We start from the raw sequence: 20,184 nt of genomic DNA on the forward strand, positions 1-20,184 counted from the left end.
AATATGCTTAAATGCCTTTTTATCGCAGGCGTAATAAACAAAATACCTAATGGAGAGCTTATGGATGATATAGATCGCCAGATCCTGACCATTCTGGCGGAGGACGCGCGAGCATCGCTGAAAACCCTGAGCGCCAGGGCCGGGCTGTCGTCGCCCAGCACCTCAGAGCGGCTGCGGCGGCTGGAGGAAAGCGGCGTGATCCAGGGCTACACCCTGAACGTCAATCTGCAGGCGTTGGGTTACGCTTTTCAGTCGCTGGTGCGCATCAAGCCGCTGCCGGGCATGCTGAAGAAGGTCGAGCAGATGATTCAGGAGATCCCCGAAGTGATCGAGTGCGACAAGGTGACCGGCGAGGACTGTTTTATCGTGCGCCTGGTGGCGCATTCGATGGAGCAGCTCGACCAGATCCTCGACCGACTGGCCGAGCGGGCGCAAAGCAACACCTCGATCGTCAAAACCACGCCGGTGAAGCGTCGCCTGCCGCCGCTGCTGTGATTAACGCGTGCGTCGGCGGGTAAACGGGTTCTTGCGCTTTTTGTCTTTTTTCTCCGCTTCGGCGGCAGACTTGAGCGCAGCCTTGTGGGCCTTGTCCGCTTCCGGCACCTCACGCTGCTCAATCGGAAACACCGGCAACGCCGCCAGCAGCCGCGACCCGTAGCTTTTGGTCAGCAGACGGCGATCGTAAATCACGATCTCGCCGTGGCACTCATTGCTGCGAATCAACCGGCCAACCTGTTGGATCAGGTTGAACGAAGCGCTGGGCAGGCTCTGCACTTCAAACGGATAACGTTTGAGCGATTTTAGCCACTCGCCCTCGGTGAGGATCACCGGGCTGTCGATCGGCGGGAACGCGATTTTGTGAATATGCACCTGGGTCAGCAGTTCACCTTTCAGATCCAGCCCTTCGGCAAACGACTGCAGGCCAATCAACACGCTGGCCGTGCCCTTTTCAACCCGTTTGCGGTGTTCCTCAACCAGCCGGTAGCGCGGCTGATCCCCCTGCACCAGCAGCATCAGGCGCAGATCGGTAACGTAGCTGAGGAAGGTTTGCATCGCCCGGTGGCTGCTGAACAGGATCAGCATGCCCTTGTGTTTACCGCCGGCCTGCTCGGCGCGGAAGAAGCGCGCCATTTCTTCCAGGTGCTCCGCTTCGTTGGCCATCGCCGGTTCAAAGCGCATGTTCGGAATGACAATTTTGCCCTGTTCAACGTGATTGAACGGCGAGGACAGGGTTTCGAAGCGGTCACCGGCCTTTTCGCTCAGCCCGCTCATTTCTTGCAGGCGCGCAAAGCTGTTGAGCGAACGCAGCGTCGCCGAGGTGATCACCACGTGCGGCACTTTGCGCCACAGCAACTTTTCCAGCTGATCGCTGACGCGAATGCCGACGCAGTGCAGATACAGGTGCGTCACGTTATCGCGCAGGTCGCGCGTGACCCATTTGGAGATCGGCGCGTTGGAGGATTTGTCCAGCGCCGCCAACCGCCACAGTTTGCTCATCGCCTCCAGATAGCCCAGCGTGCGGCTCATCTGAATGATCGAACGGTGCAAGCGCACGATGTCGTGCTTGCCGGTCTGTTCAGTGAGATCGTTCAAGATGAACTCCGCCACCCCACGCAAGGCGTCGGTCAGCTTAAACAACCTTGCACTGGTCTCCACCATTTCAGCCGGCAGCTCGCCCATTTCAAACCGGTGTTCGGCGATGACGCTGTCGGTGGGCAGATAGGCACTGACCTGATGCTCGAAGATCTGGATCAGCTCACGCAACTCTTCGCAGTGATTTTTCAGCCGCTCGTCATTTGCCAGCCCCGGCGGGTTTTTCGGCCGGTATTGCGTCATGCACTGTTCGACGTGGCGCACGATCATGTCCAACTGCAGGTTGGTCGACAGCGCGGTGATTTCGCCGTCAATCTCCAGCGCGTCGCGCGCCACCTCCGGCAAATGATGGCCTTCGTCCAGCACCAGCAGCAGCTCTTTCGGGTTCGGCAGCACCGATTCGGTTTCCAGCGCCGCCATCACCAACGCATGGTTGGCTACCACCACGTCGGCGGTTTCAATCTCTTTGCGGGCGATATAAAACGGGCATTCGCGGATGTAATGGCAGTTGCGCCCCAGGCAGTTGGCTTTGTCGGTGCTCAGTTTGCCCCACAGCGGATCGTCGATCGACAGCTGATAATGGTCGCGCAGCCCATCCCACTCATGGCGGTTGAGCGCCTTGGTCAACTTTTGGCACAGCGCCTGCTCTTCACCGCTGGACGGCGCCAGTTCGTCATCGAGGAACAGCGTAAGGTCACCCTGCTCGCTGACGTCGGTGCTCAGCGCCGCCAGATTGCGCGGGCAAACGTAGCGCCCACGGCCAAAGGCACCGGTGAATTTCAGATCGGGGATGATCTTTTTCAGCAGCGGCAAGTCTTTGCTGTAGATCTGATCCTGCAACGCCACGTTGGCGGTGCTGACCACCAGCGGTTTGCTCTCCGCACGGCCCACGGCGATCCCCGGGATCAAATACGACAGCGTTTTGCCGACGCCGGTCGGCGCCTCAATCGCCAGGTGGCGCGGGTAATCGCCGGCCAGCGTCTTGGCGACTTCGGCGATCATCTGCCGTTGCGGCGCACGGGAAATAAAATCCGGTATTTGTTGCTGCAGGGCTTTGTACCACTGGCCAATCTGATCTTTTACTGCGGGGGAGAGCGCCATTCAACTCTATATCTAAACGAAATGATGGCGCTATTGTCCCACAGACCGCCGGCCGAGTCAGCCCGAGTTATGGCTGGGTTTCAATCATTGAGGCGCGGCCAGCACTGAACGACCACTCATCCAGTTGAGTGGTGGTGATGACGATCATCACATCTTCCGGACGCAGTTGCAGGTTCTCCTCCAGCAGCGCCGCCAGCCGTTGATAAAAACGCTGTTTGGTGGCGGTATCGCGCGGGCGGCCGATGGTGATGTAAAACAGCACATAATCCGCCGAACGCGGCCCGCCAAGGTAATCGCGGTCGTATATCAACTCGCCGGGGCGGTATTGATCGATGGCCTGAAATTTGTCGGCCGGCGGCACGTTGAAGGTGTCGACCAGCGCCTGATGCAGGCTGTCGGACAGGGTTTGCAGATATTCCGCTGATTTTCCCTGATGCAAGGCAATACGGCTGAAAGGCATAAGGTTACTCCTGTTCCAATTTACGCAGGCGCGCCACGGCGCTAGCCGCCGCCGGCCAACCGGCATAGAACGCCAGATGGGTGATCAATTCGGCAAGCTGCTCACGGCTCACGCCGTTGCGTTGCGCCAGTTGCAAGTGAAACGGCAGTTGCTCTACGCGATTGAGCGCCACCAGCGCGGCGACGGTAATCAGGCTGCGTTCGCGCGGGCCCAGCTCCGGCCGCTGCCACACGTCGTCGAATAATACGCTGTCGCTGAGCTGCGCCAGCTTGGGGGCTATATCGCCGAACGCCTGTTGGCCGGCCTGTTGGGAAGGTTGCATCATTTTCTCCTGCTGTTTAACGGATAGCCTTAAGCTACTCGCCGTCATGGCAGGTGAAAATCGGGATTTTTGATATCAAAGGTTCATAAAAACAGGACGGTATTCACCCTAGGATCAACGCCAGCCTAACGGCAATTCTTGAGGATAGGCTGCGTGTGCGTCCTGCAACGCATAAGTCTCACGCATGTCTCCGGCAGAAATCAGGAACGGTATCGCTGTCTGTAGATCCGTCACGACACTTGTCCGGGGAAGAAATTCACACTTTTCGCAACTTTTTTAATCGTTCGATATGGAAATGAATATTTTGTCATAAATAGATCACATAACTGAGGTAAAAAATCCTCGCCGCAAACAAAGAGGCGGCACAGTGAAACTGCAGTACAACTGATGATAAGCGTCTTTCAATCGAATAAAGCAGGGTAAATCATGAAACGTAATCTTCTGGCCGTTATTATTCCGGCACTTTTAATTGCGCAGACAGCACAGGCAGCAGAAATCTACAATAAAGACGGCAACAAGCTCGATTTTTACGGCCGCGTAAAAGCACTGCACTATTTCTCTGACGATACCGGCAATGATGGCGACAAAACCTACGTGCGTATCGGTTTTAAAGGCGCGACTCAAATTAACGATATGCTGACCGGCTACGGCCAGTGGGAATATCAGATTTCGGCTAACCATGCCGAATCCGACAGTGCGAAAGACACCAAGACCCGTCTGGGCTTCGCCGGTCTGAAATACAAAGATCTCGGCTCATTCGACTACGGCCGCAACTACGGCGTTATTTATGACGTGGGCGCCTGGACCGATATGCTGCCTGAGTTCGGCGATGACGCTTACGTCAAAACCGACAACTTCATGAACGGTCGCGCCAACGGCGTGGCAACCTACCGTAACAACGATTTCTTCGGCCTGGTCGACGGCCTGAAATTCGCGGTACAGTACCAGGGCAAAAACGAAAACGATGGCCGCGCCGGCAGCAAGGCGAACGGCGACGGTTGGGGCCTGTCTTCCAGCTACGAAATCATCGACGGTCTGAGCCTGGGCGGTGCCTATGCCTCTTCCAACCGTACTGCAGGCCAAAAAGCAGGCACCTTTGGTAAAGGCGATAAAGCCGATATCTGGGCCGGCGGTCTGAAATACGACAACAACAGTGTTTACCTGGCCGCGACCTATTCGCAGAGCCATAACATCGTGCCTATTTCCGGCACCGCAACCATAAATAACAACTCCACCTCCGTTAGCGGCTTTGCCAATAAGGCGGAAGGCGTGGAATTGGTTGCGCAATATCTGTTCGACTTCGGCCTGCGCCCATCGCTGGGTTATGTTCAGTCTAAAGGGAAAAATATCGAAGGCGTCGGCGATGCCGATCTGGTGAAATATTTTGACGTTGGCGCTTACTATTATTTCAACAAGAACATGTCGACCTATATCGATTATAAAATCAACCAACTCGACGACAACAATAAGCTGGGCCTGAAAACCGACGACGTTGTCGCCGTCGCCCTGACTTACCAGTTCTGATGTGAAGAATAACCACCACTGCAATCTTTAGCTTCGGCTACTTGAAAAGATTTACTTCGCCGGGCGGCTGCGCCCGGTTTTTTTCATTTGCGCTTTCTGCCCCCAGGCCCCTGCCCGATTTCCACTCTGCATCCCGTAACCGCACGCAGAAACTTGCCTTGTAAAACAATCGGGTCTAGATGTAATACCCTACGACTTTCACGTTGCAGACCACAAGGTTGCAGCCTGAAAGATGACGGGTATCGCCTCTCTTTCCCACAGGAATAAGCCATGCACAACGATGGACGGTTCGAGTATCAAAGTGCCTTGCGCTACAGCAGCGACCAATTGGCGCAGATCCTCTGCCACTGTTTTGAAAACTACATTGTGCGTTTTGTCATTGATGGCGCCACCTTCGCCAGCCGCTTTGGCGCCGAAGACCTCAGCCTGAACGACAGCCTTATCGTCACCCACCAACAACAGCCGGTGGCACTGGCGCTGATAAGCCGCCGTGGCCTGCACAGCCGGGTAGCGGCGCTGTCCATCCGCCCGGAAATGCGCGGCAAAGGGCTGGGGAAAGCGCTGATGCGGCGTATCGTCGCCGACGCGCACAAGCGTGGCGATCGTCGGTTGTCGCTGGAGGTGATCGAAGGCAATGACGCCGCACTGGCGCTCTACCACCAGGCTGGCCTGCGCATCGTCCGCACCCTGACCGGCCACCAGGCCGATGAGCCGACAACCGCCGACGTGGCGGTGCTGCAAGAGATTGATCCATTAACCGTCTCGCACCGCCTGACGGCCGAAGGCGCCACCGACCAACCCTGGCTGATCGCGCCGGAATCGCTTTACAAGCTGCCCGGCCAACCGCACGCCTTTACCCTTGACCGCCAGGCCTATGCGGTGGTGCAGGCCGGGGCCGAGAAGTGTTTCCTGCGCATGATCTACGTGCCGCCGCAGCACCGCGGCAAAGGGCATGCCCGGGCGCTGCTGGCTGCGTTGCAGGCACACTTTTCGCCGCTGCCGCTGGCGGCCAACGTTTACGTTCCCGACGTGGCTGCGCCCTTCTTTGACCGGCTCGGCTGGCGGCAAGACGCGTTACGCCAGTTCGAGATGGCGATGACGTTGAATACCGCACACTAACAACCCGAAAGTTATCCCTCGATGTAGGGCAGGAGAAAACATGCAGAAAATGACCCTTGGCGCGGCGATCGGCATTGCGCTATTGACGCTGACCGGCTGCGCGCAGCCGCCGAAAACCGATCTGCAGGCCCAGCAGCGGCTGGCGGACCAGTCGGTGCTGGCGCTGAACTGGTTCCAACAGTCCGGTGAATATCAGGCGTTGGCGCACCAGGCATTCAACAGCGGAAAACGCGCCTTCGATCAGGCCAGGGCCGCGCCGGGCAAGAAGAAGGCCGTGGTGGTCGATCTGGACGAAACCCTGCTGGACAATAGCCCGTATTCCGGCTGGCAGGCGCAGCAAGGCAAGCCGTTCGCCGCCGCTACCTGGGCGAAATGGTCACAGGCCGAACAGGCAGGGGCCGTGCCGGGCGCGGTGCAGTTTGCCCGTTACGTCAACAGCCACCAGGGCACGATGTTCTACGTCTCCAACCGCAAAGTGTCCGAATACGCCGCTACGGTCGCCAATATGCAGAAACTGGGCTTTACCGGCATGTCGGAAAAAACCGTGCTGCTCAGCAGCGACACGTCCAACAAGCAGGCGCGCTTTGACGCCATCAAACAGGCAGGCTATGACATCGTGGTGTACGCCGGCGACAACCTGAACGACTTCGGCGCGGCAACCTATCACCAGGATAATGCGCAACGCCGGGCCTTCGTCAGCGATAATCAAAGCAAGTTCGGCACCGAGTTTATCGTGCTGCCTAACCCGCTGTACGGCGACTGGGAAAGCGGTATGGCCCGCGATTACAACAAGCTGACGCCGGAGCAGAAGCTGCAAATCCGCCAACGGGCCATCAAGGCCTGGAACGGGCAGTAATCGCGGTTGTGGCATTGCCGCAGGGACGTTGCGCCTGCGGCATAGTCACAATGTTTTTTCGAAACACACAGCCAGCGGATTGCCGCGATAACGGCCATAATTTTCACGCAGCTGATAACCCTGTGCCAGATAAAACCTCACGGCACGCTGGTTAACCCGACGAGTCTCCAGCCACAGTTGCCGATAACCCCGTTGCCGCGCCTGCCGTTCAAGCTCTCGAAGCAAACGGCCGCCGGTGCCGGCACCGGCCTCACGTATGTACATGCGCTTCACCTCGGCAATTCCCGGCACCAACCAACGGAAGGCGCCGCAGCCCACAGCCACACCGGCCGCATTGCGTGCCAGTAAAAAACAGGCGTTTGCCGCCCGCATTTCGCTCACGTCGAACGACGCCGAACCGCTATCACCGGTAATTTCCGCCAGCCTCGCCGACAACTCGGCCATCAGCGCCAGCGCCTCCGGGCTGTCGGCCTCGGCGGGTACAATGCTAAGCGTCACAATAATTTGTACATATAACTGGTGGCATCCAGCGCGCTGCCGTTGCTGGCGCGAGCGTACTGCGGAATGCTTCCCGCCAGCTGAAACCCCAGTTGACGATACATGCCCTCGGCCGTGTCGCCGGTCAGGGTATCCAGCACCAATAAATGCCGCTGATACTGAATCGCCCTTTGCTGAATTTGCAGCATCAGCTCACGGGCGATGCCCTGACGGCGAGCCTGCGGATGCACCATCAATTTCACTACCTCGGCGCGGTGGCGGCCGTTGTCAGGCATGTCCAGCAGCAGTTGCACCGTGCCGACCACTCGCCCCGCTTGCCGGGCGACCAACAGGATCCTGTCTTCACGATCAATCGCCGGCAGCAGACGGCGCCAGAACGCCTGCGCCTGTTCCAGGGTGAAAGGCATCACAAAACCAATACTCGCGCCTTGCGATACGCTGGCTTGCAGCATCTCGGCCAGCTCGGGAAGAGCGTTTTGTACCTCGTCGGCGTTCAGTTGCTGTATCTCAATCATGATTAGGGCCTGCAGATAACAAGGGTGTAATGGGCCGGCAGGGTGCCGGGCACAGCAAACCGGGAAGCGCCGAACAGCCGGTAACGCAGACAGTCGCCCGGCTCAAGCTGGAAGGTGCGGTCCTCAAGCGTCAGCTCAAGCCGGCCTTCCAACAGCCAAAGATGGTGCTCGAGCGCATGTACCGAAGGCGCGTCATAGGCGATTTCCGCCCCGGCTTCGAGCCGGCCTTCGATAAACTCCGCCTTGAACAGCGCGGCGGGCGGCGATACCGAACGGCGGTGAAAGCCGCTGGCGCGGTCGACCCACACCGGTTGCTGCTCACGGCGCAACAGTTCCGGCGGTTCATCCTCGACCTCGCTCAGCAGGCGTGACATGGTCAGCCCATACGCCGAGCACAGCTTGTTCAACAGCGAAGCGGTCGGGCTGGTTTCCGCGCGCTCCACCCGCGACAACGTCGCCCGGCTGATGCCGGTTTGCTGCGCCAACTCCTCCAGCGACCAGCTTTGCCGCTGACGCAAGTCAGACAGCCGCTGCGCCAAACGGAGATCGGCGCTTTCCATTCCGTTATCCATTCTCGTGCTCCTGATGATAAATCCCATATAAGAGAAATAATCTCAAATAAGGGATTCGTCAACCGGATTTTAAAACAGGCCGCACAGGGCGATAAAAATCAGCATGCTCAGCAGCACCACCGCCAACATATTGCGCAAGAAAAACGCCAGTATCACCGCAAACAGCGCGCCCCACAGATAAGGATTATCCGGTACCGCGCGCAAGGTATCGCCGCTGAAAGCCAGGATCGGCCCGCAGATCGCCGTCAGCACCGCCGGCACGGAAAAACTCAGCAGGTGCCTGAAGCGTGGGGACAGCCGCACCGGCAGGCCCGGCGCCAGAAAACAGTAACGGTTGAAAAACACCACCAGGCCCATCAGCACTATCGTCAACCAAATCATGCGCCCCCCTTGCTGCACAGCATGCCGGCGCCCATCGCCGCGACGGTGGTGATAATCAACGCGCCCGGCACCTGAAAATAATGCAGCGCCACCGACAGCGGCAACGCAGTCAATACGCACGCCAGCACCGGCAGGTTGCGGATCATCGGTACTACGATGGCGATAAACGTGGCGGCAATGGAGAAATCCAGGCCATAACGGTCCAGATCCTCGGCGCTGCCGGCGGCCAGCACGCCTAACAGCGTGAAAAAAATCCAGCTCAGGTAAAAGGTCAGCCCGGCACCCAGCGCGTACCAACGGTTAAAGCGCGCCGGCGCCTGGTTGCAGGTGAGGGCAAACAGCTCATCGGTCAACAGGAACCCCAACAGCAAACGCCAGCGCAAGGGGAGCGGCGCTACGCTTTCCCGCAGCCGCAGGCCATACAGAAAATGTTGGGCGGTGACAAAAAAGGTCGAGACCAAAATGGCCAGCAACCCCGCTCCGCCTTTGATCATGCCCATCGCCACCAGTTGCGAGGCGCCGGCAAAGACAATGGCCGACATGCCCAGCCCCTGCGCCGCCGTCAGGCCGCTCTGGATGGCCATCGACCCCGCCAGGATGCCCCAGGGCAATACCGCCAGACACAGCGGCAGGATCGCCGCCGCCCCTTGCAGCGCCGGGCGCAGCCGGGACACCGGCGGCTCGGTGAGGATTGATAAGTGCGTCATGCTGTTCTCCTTCGTTTGAAGGCACAGCCTAGGGCAGGATGCTTCCGGGGTATTGCACAGGATTGCGCGGCTATTTCAGCGATTTAACATAGTCGCCGGGCGTGATGCCCATCGATTTGCGGAAATGGCGGTGGAAATGGCTTTGATCGTGAAAACCGCTGCTCAGCGCACTGTCCAGCACGCCATGGCCGGCCTTCAGCATTTGGCGCGCCTTGCGCAGTCGGGCCTGGATTTGGTAAGCATGCGGCGGCAAACCGGTGGCCAATTGAAACTGACGCAGCAGATAGTAAGGGCTGAGCGCCACCCGTTCCGCCAGCTCCAGCAACGAAACGTCTGCCTCGGGGAAATCATCCAGAAAAGCCTTTACCTGCGTGACCTGACGCTGCGCCTTACTCTGCGGCGCGGGTTCGATACGGCTTTTACCGTGCCGCAGCATCAGCCAGGTGAGCGCAGAAAACACCATGGTTTCTTTCAGCAGGCGGTTTTCATCGCTGCGCAGCAGGCTGAACGCCAGCCGCAGTTGGCCGGCAAGGCCGACATCGTGAATCACCGGACGGGGGAAATAAGGCGTTGCCCCGGCGCCGGTTTTCAAATCTCGCGAGAGAAACGCCAGCAGTTCCGGGGTGGGATACATCGCCTGATAGGACCAGCCGTCTTCGCTGGCGGCGCTGCCGGTATGGATATCGTCGGCGTTGACCAGAATGATGCTGCCCAGCGGCGCCACGTGCTCGCCGCCGGTCCGGTAAAAACGCTGGGCGCCGTCGTCGATCACCCCTACGCAGAAGCCTTCGTGGCTGTGGCGCGAGAAAGTTTGTCGGCGATAGGTAGCCTGCAGCACCCCCAACCCGCCGAGTTCGTCGACGTGCATGAAGCTGGCCTGCTCCCGACGAGCGTTACGCCCTGCGCTTTCCACCATAATATCCGCCTCCGCTGAATGAAGTTTATTCTATCATTCAGTGGACGGATGGTTTTGTACAAAATTGCCCGTTTCGTCGGCCGGCGGCGCGATGGCCGCACAGCGCCAGGCGCTGAACATCGCCAGCAATGGCGCCAGGGCAAACAACAGGAACAGCCAGCGTGCGGCATTGGCCGCCCCCACCGCCCCGCCCGGCTCATTGAGCCCGGCCAGATTCGCGATCATCCCGGCCAGCGCCGCGCCAAAGGCGGTGGCAAACAGTTGCACCGTGGTGATGGATGCGCCGGCGATATCCTTATCCGCTTCAGGGGCGACCTGCAGGATACGCGTCAACAGATGCGGCCAGCCGAAACCTATGCCGAATCCCACCAGCGTCAGCGCGATAACGATCGGCGTCAGCGCCAGCCAGTGGCCGCCGGAAGGGGTCGGCATCAAAATACCCAGCGCCAGCAGCCCCACCAGCACGAACAGCGGCCCGCTGATGATCGCCCGGCGGATGCCCGCGCTGCGCCAGCCGGAACTGAGGATCTCCGACAGCGTCCACCCCGCCGCCATGGTGGCCGCAATGTAGCCGGAGATCAGCGGCGATTGACCATGCAGGGTTTGCAGGAAGTAAGGCACGAAGATTTCGCTGGTCATGCCTACCACCAGCAGGGAGACGGTGATATACAACGAGGCCAGTTGGGAGCCGCGACGCAGAGCGCCATGCGGCAACAGCCGTGCGCGAGAGTGCGCTTCGCGCTGTATCAGCCAGGCCATCAACAGCAGCGCCAAAGCAATGCCGCCCAGATTGATCCACGCGCTGTCCGCCAGGCTACCGGCAGATACCACCAGCACCGCCGTCGCCAACAGCAGCAACTGAGCCACCGGCAACGGCGCCGCCTGTTGCTGCGGTTTACCCTTGGGCAGGATCAGGAAAGTGAAACCGGCGTACAGCACCATGATCGGCAACAGGATGCCGAATGCCCAGCGCCAGGCGTTCAGTTCGGCAAAAATCCCGCCCACCGCCGGCCCCACCAGCGTCGCAATGCCCCACATCGCCGACACCAATGCCATCGCGCGCGGCCACAGCTTTTGCTCAAAGACCAGATTGATCATGGCGTAGGACAGCGCAAAGATCAGACCGCCGCCAAACCCCTGCACCGTTCGGCCGATCAGCATCACCGGCATCGACGGCGCCAGCGCGCACAACATGGCTCCGGCGATAAAAAACAGCGACGCCACCAGATAGGCGCTGCGTGCGCCATAGCCGCTGAGCAACCGCGCGGATAACGCAGAACCGAGAATGGACGCCACCACAAACAGCGTGGTGTTCCAGGCATAGAGATTCAGGCCGCCGATATCCTGCACCACCGAGGGCAAAATGGTAGTGGCGACCAGAATATTGATGGCGTGCAACGCTACGCCGAGTGAGAGCGCAATCGCGCTGGCGCCATTTTTGCCGGAGAAAAGATCGCTCCAGCGACTATCATCGTTAGTTATCACGGTTGTCGTCCTGTTTTCAGAGTAATGGCATTGAGTTGCGGATGATATTGCGTTAAATTTAACAAGTATTAACTTGGAATAATGGTAGGGCGAGGCGGAGAAATATGTCAAGAATAAACTTGGAAAATAGCGGTAACACCGCACAGTCGGTCAGTGACCGTTTGCTGACGCTATTGAAAACCCGCGGCCCACAGCAAGCGTCTGATGCAGGAAAAGTCCTTGGCACCACCGGTGAAGCCGCACGCCAGCAGTTCGTCAAGCTGGCGAAAGAGGGCTTGGTTGAAGCGGTGGCGGAAACGCGCGGCGTCGGCCGCCCGGTGCAGCTGTGGCACCTGACCGTCGCCGGCAACGCGCGTTTTCCGGATACCCATTCCGAATTGACGGTGCAACTGCTGCGCACCGTGCGCGACAAACTGGGCGAACAGGCGATTGACTTGCTGATCGACACCCGTGAACAGGAAACGCGCATTAACTACAAACAGGCGATGATCGGCGCGACCGATTTGCAAGAGCGCGTCGCGCGCCTGACGGCCATCCGCACCCGTGAAGGCTACATGGCCGAATGGCGCACCCAGGAAGACGGCTCCTTTCTGTTGGTGGAAAATCACTGCCCGATTTGCGCTGCCGCCACCGTCTGCCAGGGATTCTGCCGTGCTGAACTGAGCATTTTCACCGAGGTGTTGCAGGCGCAGGTTGAGCGATCCGAGCATATCCTGGCCGGCGCGCGCCGTTGCGCTTATCGCATCTCTCGGCAGTAAGCAGGCACTCACCTATGCAATGGGCAAACCTGCAATGAAACCGCACGCCGGATTCTGGCTGGCGACGCTGGGGATCAACGCCGCTTGGCTGTTGGCGATCCTGGGCCGCGATCGGGTCAATGCCGTACTGCTGGCCGGCGCGGTGCTGGCGCTCATCTTTACCTCGGCGCACCGGCGGCGATGGGCGCTGTTGACCGCCCTGACCGGTATCCTGATGGACAGCCTGTGGAACTACGCCGGCGTGCTGCATTTCAGCGGCCACAACCTGTTGCCGTTATGGATGGTTGCCCTGTGGCTGGCCTTTGGCTGCTGGTGGTTTTGGCTGCTGGATCTGATCAAAGCCGCCCCTTTGCCGCTGGCGGTCCTGGGTTCCATCGCCGGGCCGCTGGCGGGCATCATCGGCTGGAAGTTGGGTGCAATACAGCCGGGCACCGCGCCGGAAATCATGTTGTTGCTGCTCTCTGTCGGCTGGGCCGTCTTTCTGCCCGTCGTAAGTTGGCCGCGTCTGAACAAGCCGGCCCCGTAACCGCGCGGGTTGCCTGCCATTCGGCGGAATATCGCTTTTTCACTGGCCCTTTCTCCATCAAAAAACTGCTGAAAAGCGTTGCTTATCCTCCACCCGATCGGGTTTACTGAGTCCTCTAATAATAACCTTCCCTGCAGAATAAAAACCCATGCTTAGCCAAAATAGCCGTAACGTCCTGCCGTTAATCGGGGCGCTGTTCACGTTATATATTGTTTGGGGGTCGACCTACTTCGTGATTCGTCTGGGCGTAGAGAGCTGGCCGCCGTTGATGATGGCCGGTATCCGCTTTCTGGTCGCCGGGATCGTGCTGTTCAGTTTTCTGGCGCTGCGCGGCCATGCCCTGCCAACGCCAAAGCAGTGGCTGGCCGCCGGCACCATCGGCATTTTGCTGTTGGCGGTGGGCAACGGCTTGGTAACCGTGGCGGAGCATCAGAACGTGCCTTCCGGCATTGCCGCGGTGATGGTGGCGACGGTACCGCTGTTTACCCTGTGCTTTAGCCTGCTGTGGGGCATGCGCAATACCAAACTGGAATGGGCGGGCATTGCGCTGGGCCTGGTGGGGATCGTGCTGCTGAATACCGGCAATAACCTGGTCGGCAACCCGACCGGCGCGTTGCTCATCTTACTGGCCTCCGCCAGTTGGGCGTTTGGATCGGTGCTGGGGTCACGCATCTCGCTCCCCGCCGGGCCGATGGCCGGTGCGGCGGAAATGCTGGTCGCCGGCGTAGTGTTGCTGGCGGTCAGCCAATTGAGCGGCGAACGCCTCACGCAGCTACCCAGCGCCAAAGGCTTCTTCGCACTGGGTTACCTGATCGTCTTCGGTTCCATGCTGGCGATCAGCGCCTACATGTTTTTGCTGAAAAACGTGCGCCCGGCGGTGGCGACCAGCTATGCCTACGTTAACCCGGTGGTGGCCGTGTTGCTCGGTATCGGTTTCGCCGGCGAGACGCTGGCACCGCGTGAATGGGCCGCGCTGGTGATTATTGTTGCGGCGGTGGTGCTGGTGACGCTGGGAAAATATCTGTTCACCCGCCCGGCAAGCCGTATAAACAGAAAATAGCCTGGCTCGGGGCGAAGATATTCGCCCCTATGCCGCCGTCAACAATGCGGCGGCTGGGAAGCCCACGGGTATAAAAATGCGTCTTGTTTCACCCGACAAAGGGTCTATAATTCCCGCTGTTCCAAACAACCTGCGAAACTATTCCTATGCTGAAAAAAGCCTTTATCATCGTTATCGCCCTGGCCGCCTTTGGCTCGTTGGGTGGCGTATTCCTGGCCGGGCTGAATATGTACACCCGTTCCACCACGCCGCTCGAAGAGAGCACCACCACCAGCGATGCCGCCGTCAGCACGGCTCCGGCAGACAGCATTCAGGCCAAGTGATGGTCCATCCAGCCCTGGCAACGTTGCTGTAAAAAGCGTTGCAACAGCCTGACGCGCTCCGACACCTGCGAACGGTGCGGACACACCAGGCTGATGGGCACCGCGTCGCTTTGCCATTCCGGCAATAGCTGCACCAAACGCCCCGCGTGAATATCCGCCACCACATCGATAGCCGATTTACGGACAATACCGTGCCCGGCCAGCGCCCAACGCCGCGCCACCTCGCCGTCGTCGGTAAAATAATGGCCGTTCAACGGCACTTCAATGCACTCATCCCCACGCCACAAGCGCCATTCGGCCTGCCTGCGCCCGCTGGGCTGATAAATCAAAATGCCGTGTTGCGCCAGTTCCGCCGGCGTCTGCGGCGCGCCATACCGTTGCAGGTAAGCCGGGCTGGCGCAGATTAAGCGCCGGTGCTGCGGCAGAATGGGCAGCGCCACCAGCGAAGAATCCGCCAGTTGGCCAAAGCGCAGCGCAATGTCTACCGGCTCGCGAAACAGATCGGCCTGGCGGTCGTTAATCAGCAATTGCAGTTGAATATGCGGGTGCTGCAGCTTGAATTCGTCCAGCCAACCCAACAACAGGTTACGGCCAAAATCCGACGGCGCAGAAATTTGCAGCACGCCGGAAAGCCCCTGGTGTTTCTCGCGTATCGCCTGCTCCCCTTCCGCCAACGCGCCTAACGCCAGCCGGGCGCTATCAAGATAACGCCGCCCCTCCTCCGTCAAGCGCAGGCTGCGGGTGGAGCGCACCAACAGCCGTACCCCCAGCCGCTGCTCCAGCCTTTTAACCGCAATGCTGGCCGCCGCCGGGGTGATATCCAGCGCGCGCGCCGCCTCTGAAAAACTGCCGCCGTCCACCGTACGAACGAACACGTCGAGATCGATAAAGGATGTCATGAGGATCCTGGCGCCACGCCTATTATTAAAAGTAATTTATAAGTGTTTGCCATTTAGGCTGATTGTTCGCGGATTTTCAATGCCTGATGATAGATAACATCAACATTCATGGCAATCGAGGCACTATCATGACCCTCTCTTCTTCTTCCCTGAACCGGCAAAAGCTGGTGATTATCGGCGGTAACAGCGGTATCGGCGCGGCGGTGGCTTACGCCGCCGTGGCAAACGGCGCCAGCGTAGTGCTGGCCTCACGCCGCTCCGGGTGCATGCAACACTATCAGCCCGCCGACGGCGGCAACCTGCGGGTAATGCAGGCGGACGTCACCGACGAAAATTCGCTGCGCGCGCTGTTCGCCGAGGTCGGCGAGTTCGATCATCTGGTGTTCACCGCCGGGCCGGCAGTTCAGGCCAAACTGCTGGCGGATACGGATTTTGACAAGGCGCAGGCCAATTTCGACGTCAAACTGTGGGGCGCATTGCGTGCCATTCAAGCCGCGCTGCCTACCTTGTCACCGAAAGGCTCCATCACCCTGACCTCCGGCCAGCTGTCGCGCAAATACCTCAGCGGGCAGTTGATTAAAACCGGCATCAATGCGGCGCTGGAGGCGATTGGCAAACAGTTGGCGAAAGAGCTGGCGCCGCGTCGGGTCAACGTGGTCAGCCCCGGCGTTACCGTCACCGAAGCCTACGATGCCCTTGGCGCCGAACAGCGTCAGGCGATGTTCGCCAAAATCAGCGCCGGGCTGCCGGTCGGGCGCGTCGGCCAGGCGGCGGACGTGGCGGCAGGGTATCTGCTGGCAATGGAAAACGGCTTTATCACCGGCAGCGTGATTGACATCGACGGCGGCGGCCTGTTGTAAGTTTGGCAAGCGCCGCCTGGGGGAAGCTTACAGCGCCGTCACCCCCAGCGCGGCGGCCTGTTGTTCCAGTGCGGTGATCTTTTGGTACGCCGAACGGGGGACCAGCGTGAAATCGCCGATCAGCAGGCTGTCGCTCACAGCCTCCCCCACCATCGCCTTTGCTCCGGCGCGCAATATTTCCAGCTGTTCCGGCGGCGTATGCGCTGAGGTAATCAGCGGCAACCCTGGAACGACGGCCGTCCGACCAATAATTTTCACCCCCGCCAGCGCCTGCGGTTGCGCCCGTTTGAGCAATTCCAGGCTGACGCAGTCAATGGCCGCAATGTCCGCTTCGCGGTTTTGGATTAGCCTGAGCGATTGATAATGCGCACCGGAGGCAATGGCGGCGCGGAAGAATTTTCCGTCTTGCGCCAAAGGCGCGATCAGGGCGCGCAGGCTGTTATGACCAGACTGCGAATCGGTGCTGTTATAGGCCGCTACCCGGCCGCGAAAATCCGCCAGGCTTTCGCCCGGCTCATCATCGCGGACCACCAACCAGCTGCTGTACTCCGGCCCCTCGCAGCCCTCGACGCGATAGTGATAAGTGCCGACCAGTTGTACCTGCGGCAGGCTGCTGACCAGCGGATAACCGCAGGTCTGGCTGAGCAAGACATCGTCCTGCTGCCAGTGCCGCGCCAAATCCTGCGGCCAACTCAGTTGCGGCGGCAGATCCGCCAGCCCCAAATCTTGAAGTTTTTCGCGCAGCACCTGCCAAAAGGCCTCGGCCGGTTGATGCGTAACGCCGTACATCGGCAAAGATACCTGCTTCATGTCCCTTACCCCACAGAAGGATCCGCCGGCGTCTGCTGACGCCAGGCGGTGAGATAGCGCACCCAGCGCTCAAACAGCATATCGGTGATGATCGCCAGCAAGGCCACCACCGCTGCGCCCTGGATCACATAGGCGGTATTGAAACCGCTCAGGCCGATGATGATCGGCGAACCTAGCGTTTTGGTGCCGACGGTGGAGGCGATCGCCGCCGTGCCGATGTTAATGATGACCGACGTGCGGATACCGGCGACAATCACCGGCGCCGCCAGCGGCAGTTCGACCCGCCACAGGATCTGCCTGGCGTTCATCCCCACCCCCTGCGCAATCTCGCGTGTGGCGCTGGGCACCGACTCAATCCCCGCCAGCGTCCCCTGCAAGATGGGCAGCAGGCCGTACAGCACCAGGGCAATAATCGCCGGCTGCTCGCTAAAGCCCATCACCGGCACGGCAACCGCCAGCACCGCCACCGGCGGGAAGGTCTGACCGACCGCCACCAGGGTTTCCACCAGCGAGCGAAACTCCTTGCCGGCCCGGCGGGTCACGCCGATCCCGGCCGCCACGCCAATCGCCACGGCGATCAGGCTGGAAACCGCCACCAGCAGCAGGTGCGCCCACACCAGCGAAATAAAGCTGTCTTGCTGATAGACCGGCCGATCCAAGTCGGGGAACCAGGCGGCGAACAGCCCGTGCAAATGATTCATGCCAAACACCAGCGCCAGCAGCAAAGCAAAGGTCCAGGGCAGCGGATCGCGCAGCCAGCGCGTGGAACGCTGCGCACTCATGACAGCGCCTTTTGGTTAATCAGATCGTTGAAATGCAGCACGCCGAGCGCTTCGCCCTGTTCGCCCACCACCGGTAAACGTTCACTGCCGCGCGCCACAAACACCGACAGGGCTTCGCGCAGGCTCATGGCGGCAGCGATCGGCTCGCCGTCGGCACTGCCGGGGCGCACGCGCTCCGCCACCGTTCCCAGCGACAGCAGCTTGATGCCACGATCGCTGCGACCAAAGAAATCGCGGACAAAATCGTTGGCCGGCGCGGTCAGCATCTCCAGTGGCGTGCCCTGCTGCACAATGCGCCCTTGATCGAGCAATACGATGCGATCCGCCAGCGCCAGCGCTTCGTCGATGTCGTGCGTCACCAGCACTATGGTACGTCCGGAAAGATGATGAATGCGCGCAATCTCCGTTTGCAGCGCCGCACGAGTGACGGGATCCAGCGCGCCGAATGGCTCATCCATCAGCAACACCTCAGGATCGGCGGCCAGCGCGCGCGCCACCCCAACCCGCTGCTGCTGCCCGCCGGAAAGCTGGTGCGGGTAGCGGCGGCGGAACAGATCCGGCTCCAGGTGCAGCAGTTCCAGCAGTTCGGTCACCCGGTCGCGGATGCGCGCTCGCGGCCATTTCAGCAGTTGCGGCACGGTGGCGATGTTCTCCTCCACCGTCCAGTGCGGGAACAGGCCAATCGACTGAATGGCATAGCCCATCCGGCGGCGTAGATCCTGCGGTTTGAATTTCTGGATCTCCTCGCCGGCAAAATAAATCTTGCCCTCATCGTGCTCGATCAGCCGGTTGATCATTTTTAACGTCGTGGATTTACCGGATCCCGAGGTGCCGATCAGTACGGCAAACTCGCCCTCGGCAATCTGCAGCGTAAGGTCGTCCACCGCCGGCTTGCCCTGAAAAATCTTGCTGACCTGGTTAAAGTGAATCATCGGCGTGACACTTCCAATAATGAAACCATAAATTTAAACAGCGAATCGACGATTACCGCCATCACGATCACCGGGATCACCCCCAGCAGCACCAAATCCAGCGCGCTACTGAGCAAGCCCTGGAAAACAATGGCGCCAAAACCCCCGGCACCGATCAACGCCGCCACCACCGCCATGCCGACGGTTTGCACCGCCAGAATGCGCACGCCGGTCAGAAACAGCGGTAACGCCAGCGGCAACTGCACGCGCAAGAAAATCTGCCCGCGCGTCAGGCCCATGCCACGCGCAGAGTCGATCACACTGGCCGGCACGCTTTGCAGCCCGGCTACCACGCTGCGCACCAGCGGCAACAGGGCATACAGCACCAGCGCAACGATCGCAGGCGCCATGCCGATACCGCTCACGCCGTGCTCCGCCAGCCAAGGTACCGCCGTCGCCAACCCGGCCAATGGCGCTATCAGCAGACCAAACAGCGCAATCGAGGGCACGGTCTGGATAATGTTCAGGGTCGAGAAGATCGGCGTTTGCCAGCGACGGGAACGGAAACACAACACGCCGAGCGGCACGCCAATCAGCAGTGCCGGCACCAGCGTCGCCAGCAGAATGGTCAGGTGCTGCAACAGCGCGGCGTCGAATACGTCCTGCCGGTTGTAGTACTCCTTCAGCAACGAAAGCTGATCCAACTGATGCCCAAACAGCAGCGCTAACGCAGGCAGAACTACCAGCAGATTGCCGAGGATACGCCACAGGTGCGAGGCAGCAAGACGGGTCATGGCGTCCGCGGCCATCAACAGGCTCAGCGCCAATATCAACCAGCAACCGCTGCCCCAGGAAGTACGCGCCAGTTTGGAGCCTTCCTGCGCCAGTTGTTGCGCGGCATGGCCGCTCAGCCAGAAGGCCAGCGTCAGCAATGCCGAAGCGGCCAGCGCGGTGAGCAACGCGTTGCGCCTGCTCGGCGCCAACAGGCTAAGCGCCGCCAGCACCAGCATCGGCGCCAACAACCACAATGCCGGGCCATGCAGCAGGGAGATCAGGGAAATGGGCTTGCCCGACAGCAGGCGATTGGGGGCATAGCTGAGAAACGGCAGGCCAAATGCGGCCAGCAGCAACAGGATAAGCAATGTCAGTAAAACGCGGTTTTTTACGGCAATAATCAAAGAAACTCTCCGGCTCCATGTCTGGTGG

The 20,184-nt window shown here is 59.9% G+C and carries 24 protein-coding genes; 9 read left to right on the plus strand and 15 right to left on the minus strand.

The features are described 5' to 3' along the window. The first annotated feature begins 60 nt into the window (after positions 1-60). A complete protein-coding gene (locus tag ACUTQW_RS02360; RefSeq protein ID WP_004942199.1) occupies positions 61-495 on the plus strand; it encodes an Lrp/AsnC family transcriptional regulator in 435 nt (144 codons plus the stop codon). Here the strand turns inward: ACUTQW_RS02360 and dinG are convergent, their stop codons facing one another. From dinG to ACUTQW_RS02375, 3 genes are all read right to left on the minus strand, one after another. After that, the gene (dinG, locus tag ACUTQW_RS02365) at positions 496-2,694 is read right to left on the minus strand and encodes an ATP-dependent DNA helicase DinG (protein ID WP_006324320.1); all 2,199 of its coding nucleotides are present in this window, start codon (positions 2,692-2,694) and stop codon (positions 496-498) included. Between the two features lie 67 nt (positions 2,695-2,761). Next, positions 2,762-3,154: a tautomerase family protein gene (locus ACUTQW_RS02370; RefSeq protein ID WP_004942196.1), complete on the minus strand. Its 393-nt coding sequence runs from the start codon at positions 3,152-3,154 to the stop codon at positions 2,762-2,764. A gap of 4 nt (positions 3,155-3,158) precedes the next feature. Beyond that, a complete protein-coding gene (locus ACUTQW_RS02375; protein WP_020438718.1) occupies positions 3,159-3,476 on the minus strand; it encodes a carboxymuconolactone decarboxylase family protein in 318 nt (105 codons plus the stop codon). 426 nt (positions 3,477-3,902) lie between these two features. Here ACUTQW_RS02375 and ompC point away from each other — a divergent pair, with 426 nt between their 5' ends. The 3 genes from ompC to ACUTQW_RS02390 all read left to right on the plus strand — a co-directional run bounded on the left by ompC (position 3,903) and on the right by ACUTQW_RS02390 (position 6,975). Next, positions 3,903-5,000 carry a porin OmpC gene (gene ompC, locus ACUTQW_RS02380; RefSeq protein WP_004942192.1) on the plus strand — a complete coding sequence of 366 codons (1,098 nt, stop codon included), beginning with the start codon at positions 3,903-3,905 and terminating at the stop codon, positions 4,998-5,000. 270 nt (positions 5,001-5,270) lie between these two features. Then, positions 5,271-6,119, plus strand: a complete 849-nt coding sequence (locus tag ACUTQW_RS02385) for a GNAT family N-acetyltransferase (protein WP_006324317.1) — start codon at positions 5,271-5,273, stop codon at positions 6,117-6,119. Between the two features lie 40 nt (positions 6,120-6,159). Further along, complete coding sequence (locus ACUTQW_RS02390) at positions 6,160-6,975, plus strand: 5'-nucleotidase, lipoprotein e(P4) family (protein ID WP_004942188.1); 816 nt, start codon at positions 6,160-6,162, stop codon at positions 6,973-6,975. A 45-nt stretch (positions 6,976-7,020) separates the two neighbouring features. On the opposite strand, the gene ACUTQW_RS02395 is transcribed toward ACUTQW_RS02390, so the two are convergent. The 7 genes from ACUTQW_RS02395 to ACUTQW_RS02425 all read right to left on the minus strand — a co-directional run bounded on the left by ACUTQW_RS02395 (position 7,021) and on the right by ACUTQW_RS02425 (position 12,049). Beyond that, on the minus strand, positions 7,021-7,419 hold the full coding sequence (locus tag ACUTQW_RS02395; RefSeq protein WP_044033784.1) for a GNAT family N-acetyltransferase: 399 nt from the start codon (positions 7,417-7,419) through the stop codon (positions 7,021-7,023). 50 nt (positions 7,420-7,469) lie between these two features. Continuing rightward, a complete protein-coding gene (locus ACUTQW_RS02400) occupies positions 7,470-7,988 on the minus strand; it encodes a GNAT family N-acetyltransferase (protein ID WP_020438717.1) in 519 nt (172 codons plus the stop codon). 2 nt (positions 7,989-7,990) lie between these two features. After that, a complete protein-coding gene (locus tag ACUTQW_RS02405) occupies positions 7,991-8,560 on the minus strand; it encodes a helix-turn-helix domain-containing protein (RefSeq protein WP_020438716.1) in 570 nt (189 codons plus the stop codon). 69 nt (positions 8,561-8,629) lie between these two features. Then, positions 8,630-8,941: an AzlD domain-containing protein gene (locus tag ACUTQW_RS02410; protein WP_004942179.1), complete on the minus strand. Its 312-nt coding sequence runs from the start codon at positions 8,939-8,941 to the stop codon at positions 8,630-8,632. After that, positions 8,938-9,648 (minus strand): AzlC family ABC transporter permease, encoded by a 711-nt coding sequence (locus ACUTQW_RS02415; RefSeq protein WP_037432489.1) that lies wholly within the window; start codon positions 9,646-9,648, stop codon positions 8,938-8,940. Before ACUTQW_RS02415 ends, ACUTQW_RS02410 begins: the two co-directional genes overlap by 4 nt. A gap of 70 nt (positions 9,649-9,718) precedes the next feature. After that, a complete protein-coding gene (locus tag ACUTQW_RS02420) occupies positions 9,719-10,564 on the minus strand; it encodes an AraC family transcriptional regulator (protein WP_006324312.1) in 846 nt (281 codons plus the stop codon). Between the two features lie 33 nt (positions 10,565-10,597). Continuing rightward, on the minus strand, positions 10,598-12,049 hold the full coding sequence (locus ACUTQW_RS02425; RefSeq protein ID WP_006324311.1) for an MFS transporter: 1,452 nt from the start codon (positions 12,047-12,049) through the stop codon (positions 10,598-10,600). 104 nt (positions 12,050-12,153) lie between these two features. On the opposite strand from ACUTQW_RS02425, the gene ACUTQW_RS02430 reads away from it, so the two are divergent. The 4 genes from ACUTQW_RS02430 (at position 12,154) to ACUTQW_RS02445 (ending at position 14,716) form a co-directional block, all read left to right on the plus strand. Further along, positions 12,154-12,807 (plus strand): helix-turn-helix transcriptional regulator, encoded by a 654-nt coding sequence (locus ACUTQW_RS02430; protein WP_004942172.1) that lies wholly within the window; start codon positions 12,154-12,156, stop codon positions 12,805-12,807. A gap of 34 nt (positions 12,808-12,841) precedes the next feature. Then, positions 12,842-13,333, plus strand: a complete 492-nt coding sequence (locus tag ACUTQW_RS02435; protein ID WP_006324308.1) for a DUF2878 domain-containing protein — start codon at positions 12,842-12,844, stop codon at positions 13,331-13,333. Positions 13,334-13,481: 148 nt separating this feature from the next. Next, positions 13,482-14,393, plus strand: coding sequence for a drug/metabolite exporter YedA (yedA, locus tag ACUTQW_RS02440; RefSeq protein WP_006324306.1), 912 nt, complete (start codon positions 13,482-13,484; stop codon positions 14,391-14,393). Positions 14,394-14,539: 146 nt separating this feature from the next. Continuing rightward, positions 14,540-14,716, plus strand: coding sequence for a hypothetical protein (locus tag ACUTQW_RS02445; protein ID WP_006324305.1), 177 nt, complete (start codon positions 14,540-14,542; stop codon positions 14,714-14,716). Here ACUTQW_RS02445 and ACUTQW_RS02450 read toward each other — a convergent pair. Next, positions 14,704-15,615 (minus strand): LysR family transcriptional regulator, encoded by a 912-nt coding sequence (locus ACUTQW_RS02450; protein WP_006324304.1) that lies wholly within the window; start codon positions 15,613-15,615, stop codon positions 14,704-14,706. The genes ACUTQW_RS02445 and ACUTQW_RS02450 overlap by 13 nt on opposite strands. A 128-nt stretch (positions 15,616-15,743) precedes the next feature. On the opposite strand from ACUTQW_RS02450, the gene ACUTQW_RS02455 reads away from it, so the two are divergent. Continuing rightward, positions 15,744-16,475 carry an SDR family oxidoreductase gene (locus ACUTQW_RS02455; protein ID WP_037432484.1) on the plus strand — a complete coding sequence of 244 codons (732 nt, stop codon included), beginning with the start codon at positions 15,744-15,746 and terminating at the stop codon, positions 16,473-16,475. A gap of 27 nt (positions 16,476-16,502) precedes the next feature. Here ACUTQW_RS02455 and ACUTQW_RS02460 read toward each other — a convergent pair whose 3' ends face one another. The 4 genes from ACUTQW_RS02460 to ACUTQW_RS02475 are packed head-to-tail and all read right to left on the minus strand — an operon-like array spanning position 16,503 to position 20,156. Continuing rightward, positions 16,503-17,285, minus strand: a complete 783-nt coding sequence (locus tag ACUTQW_RS02460; RefSeq protein ID WP_020438710.1) for a phosphate/phosphite/phosphonate ABC transporter substrate-binding protein — start codon at positions 17,283-17,285, stop codon at positions 16,503-16,505. A 5-nt stretch (positions 17,286-17,290) separates the two neighbouring features. Beyond that, complete coding sequence (locus ACUTQW_RS02465; RefSeq protein ID WP_006324301.1) at positions 17,291-18,067, minus strand: ABC transporter permease; 777 nt, start codon at positions 18,065-18,067, stop codon at positions 17,291-17,293. Beyond that, positions 18,064-18,999 carry an ABC transporter ATP-binding protein gene (locus ACUTQW_RS02470; RefSeq protein WP_004942157.1) on the minus strand — a complete coding sequence of 312 codons (936 nt, stop codon included), beginning with the start codon at positions 18,997-18,999 and terminating at the stop codon, positions 18,064-18,066. Before ACUTQW_RS02470 ends, ACUTQW_RS02465 begins: the two co-directional genes overlap by 4 nt. Then, positions 18,996-20,156 carry an ABC transporter permease gene (locus ACUTQW_RS02475; protein ID WP_006324300.1) on the minus strand — a complete coding sequence of 387 codons (1,161 nt, stop codon included), beginning with the start codon at positions 20,154-20,156 and terminating at the stop codon, positions 18,996-18,998. Before ACUTQW_RS02475 ends, ACUTQW_RS02470 begins: the two co-directional genes overlap by 4 nt. Positions 20,157-20,184 lie beyond the last annotated feature (28 nt).

This window comes from Serratia sp. TSA_7 (assembly GCF_052692135.1).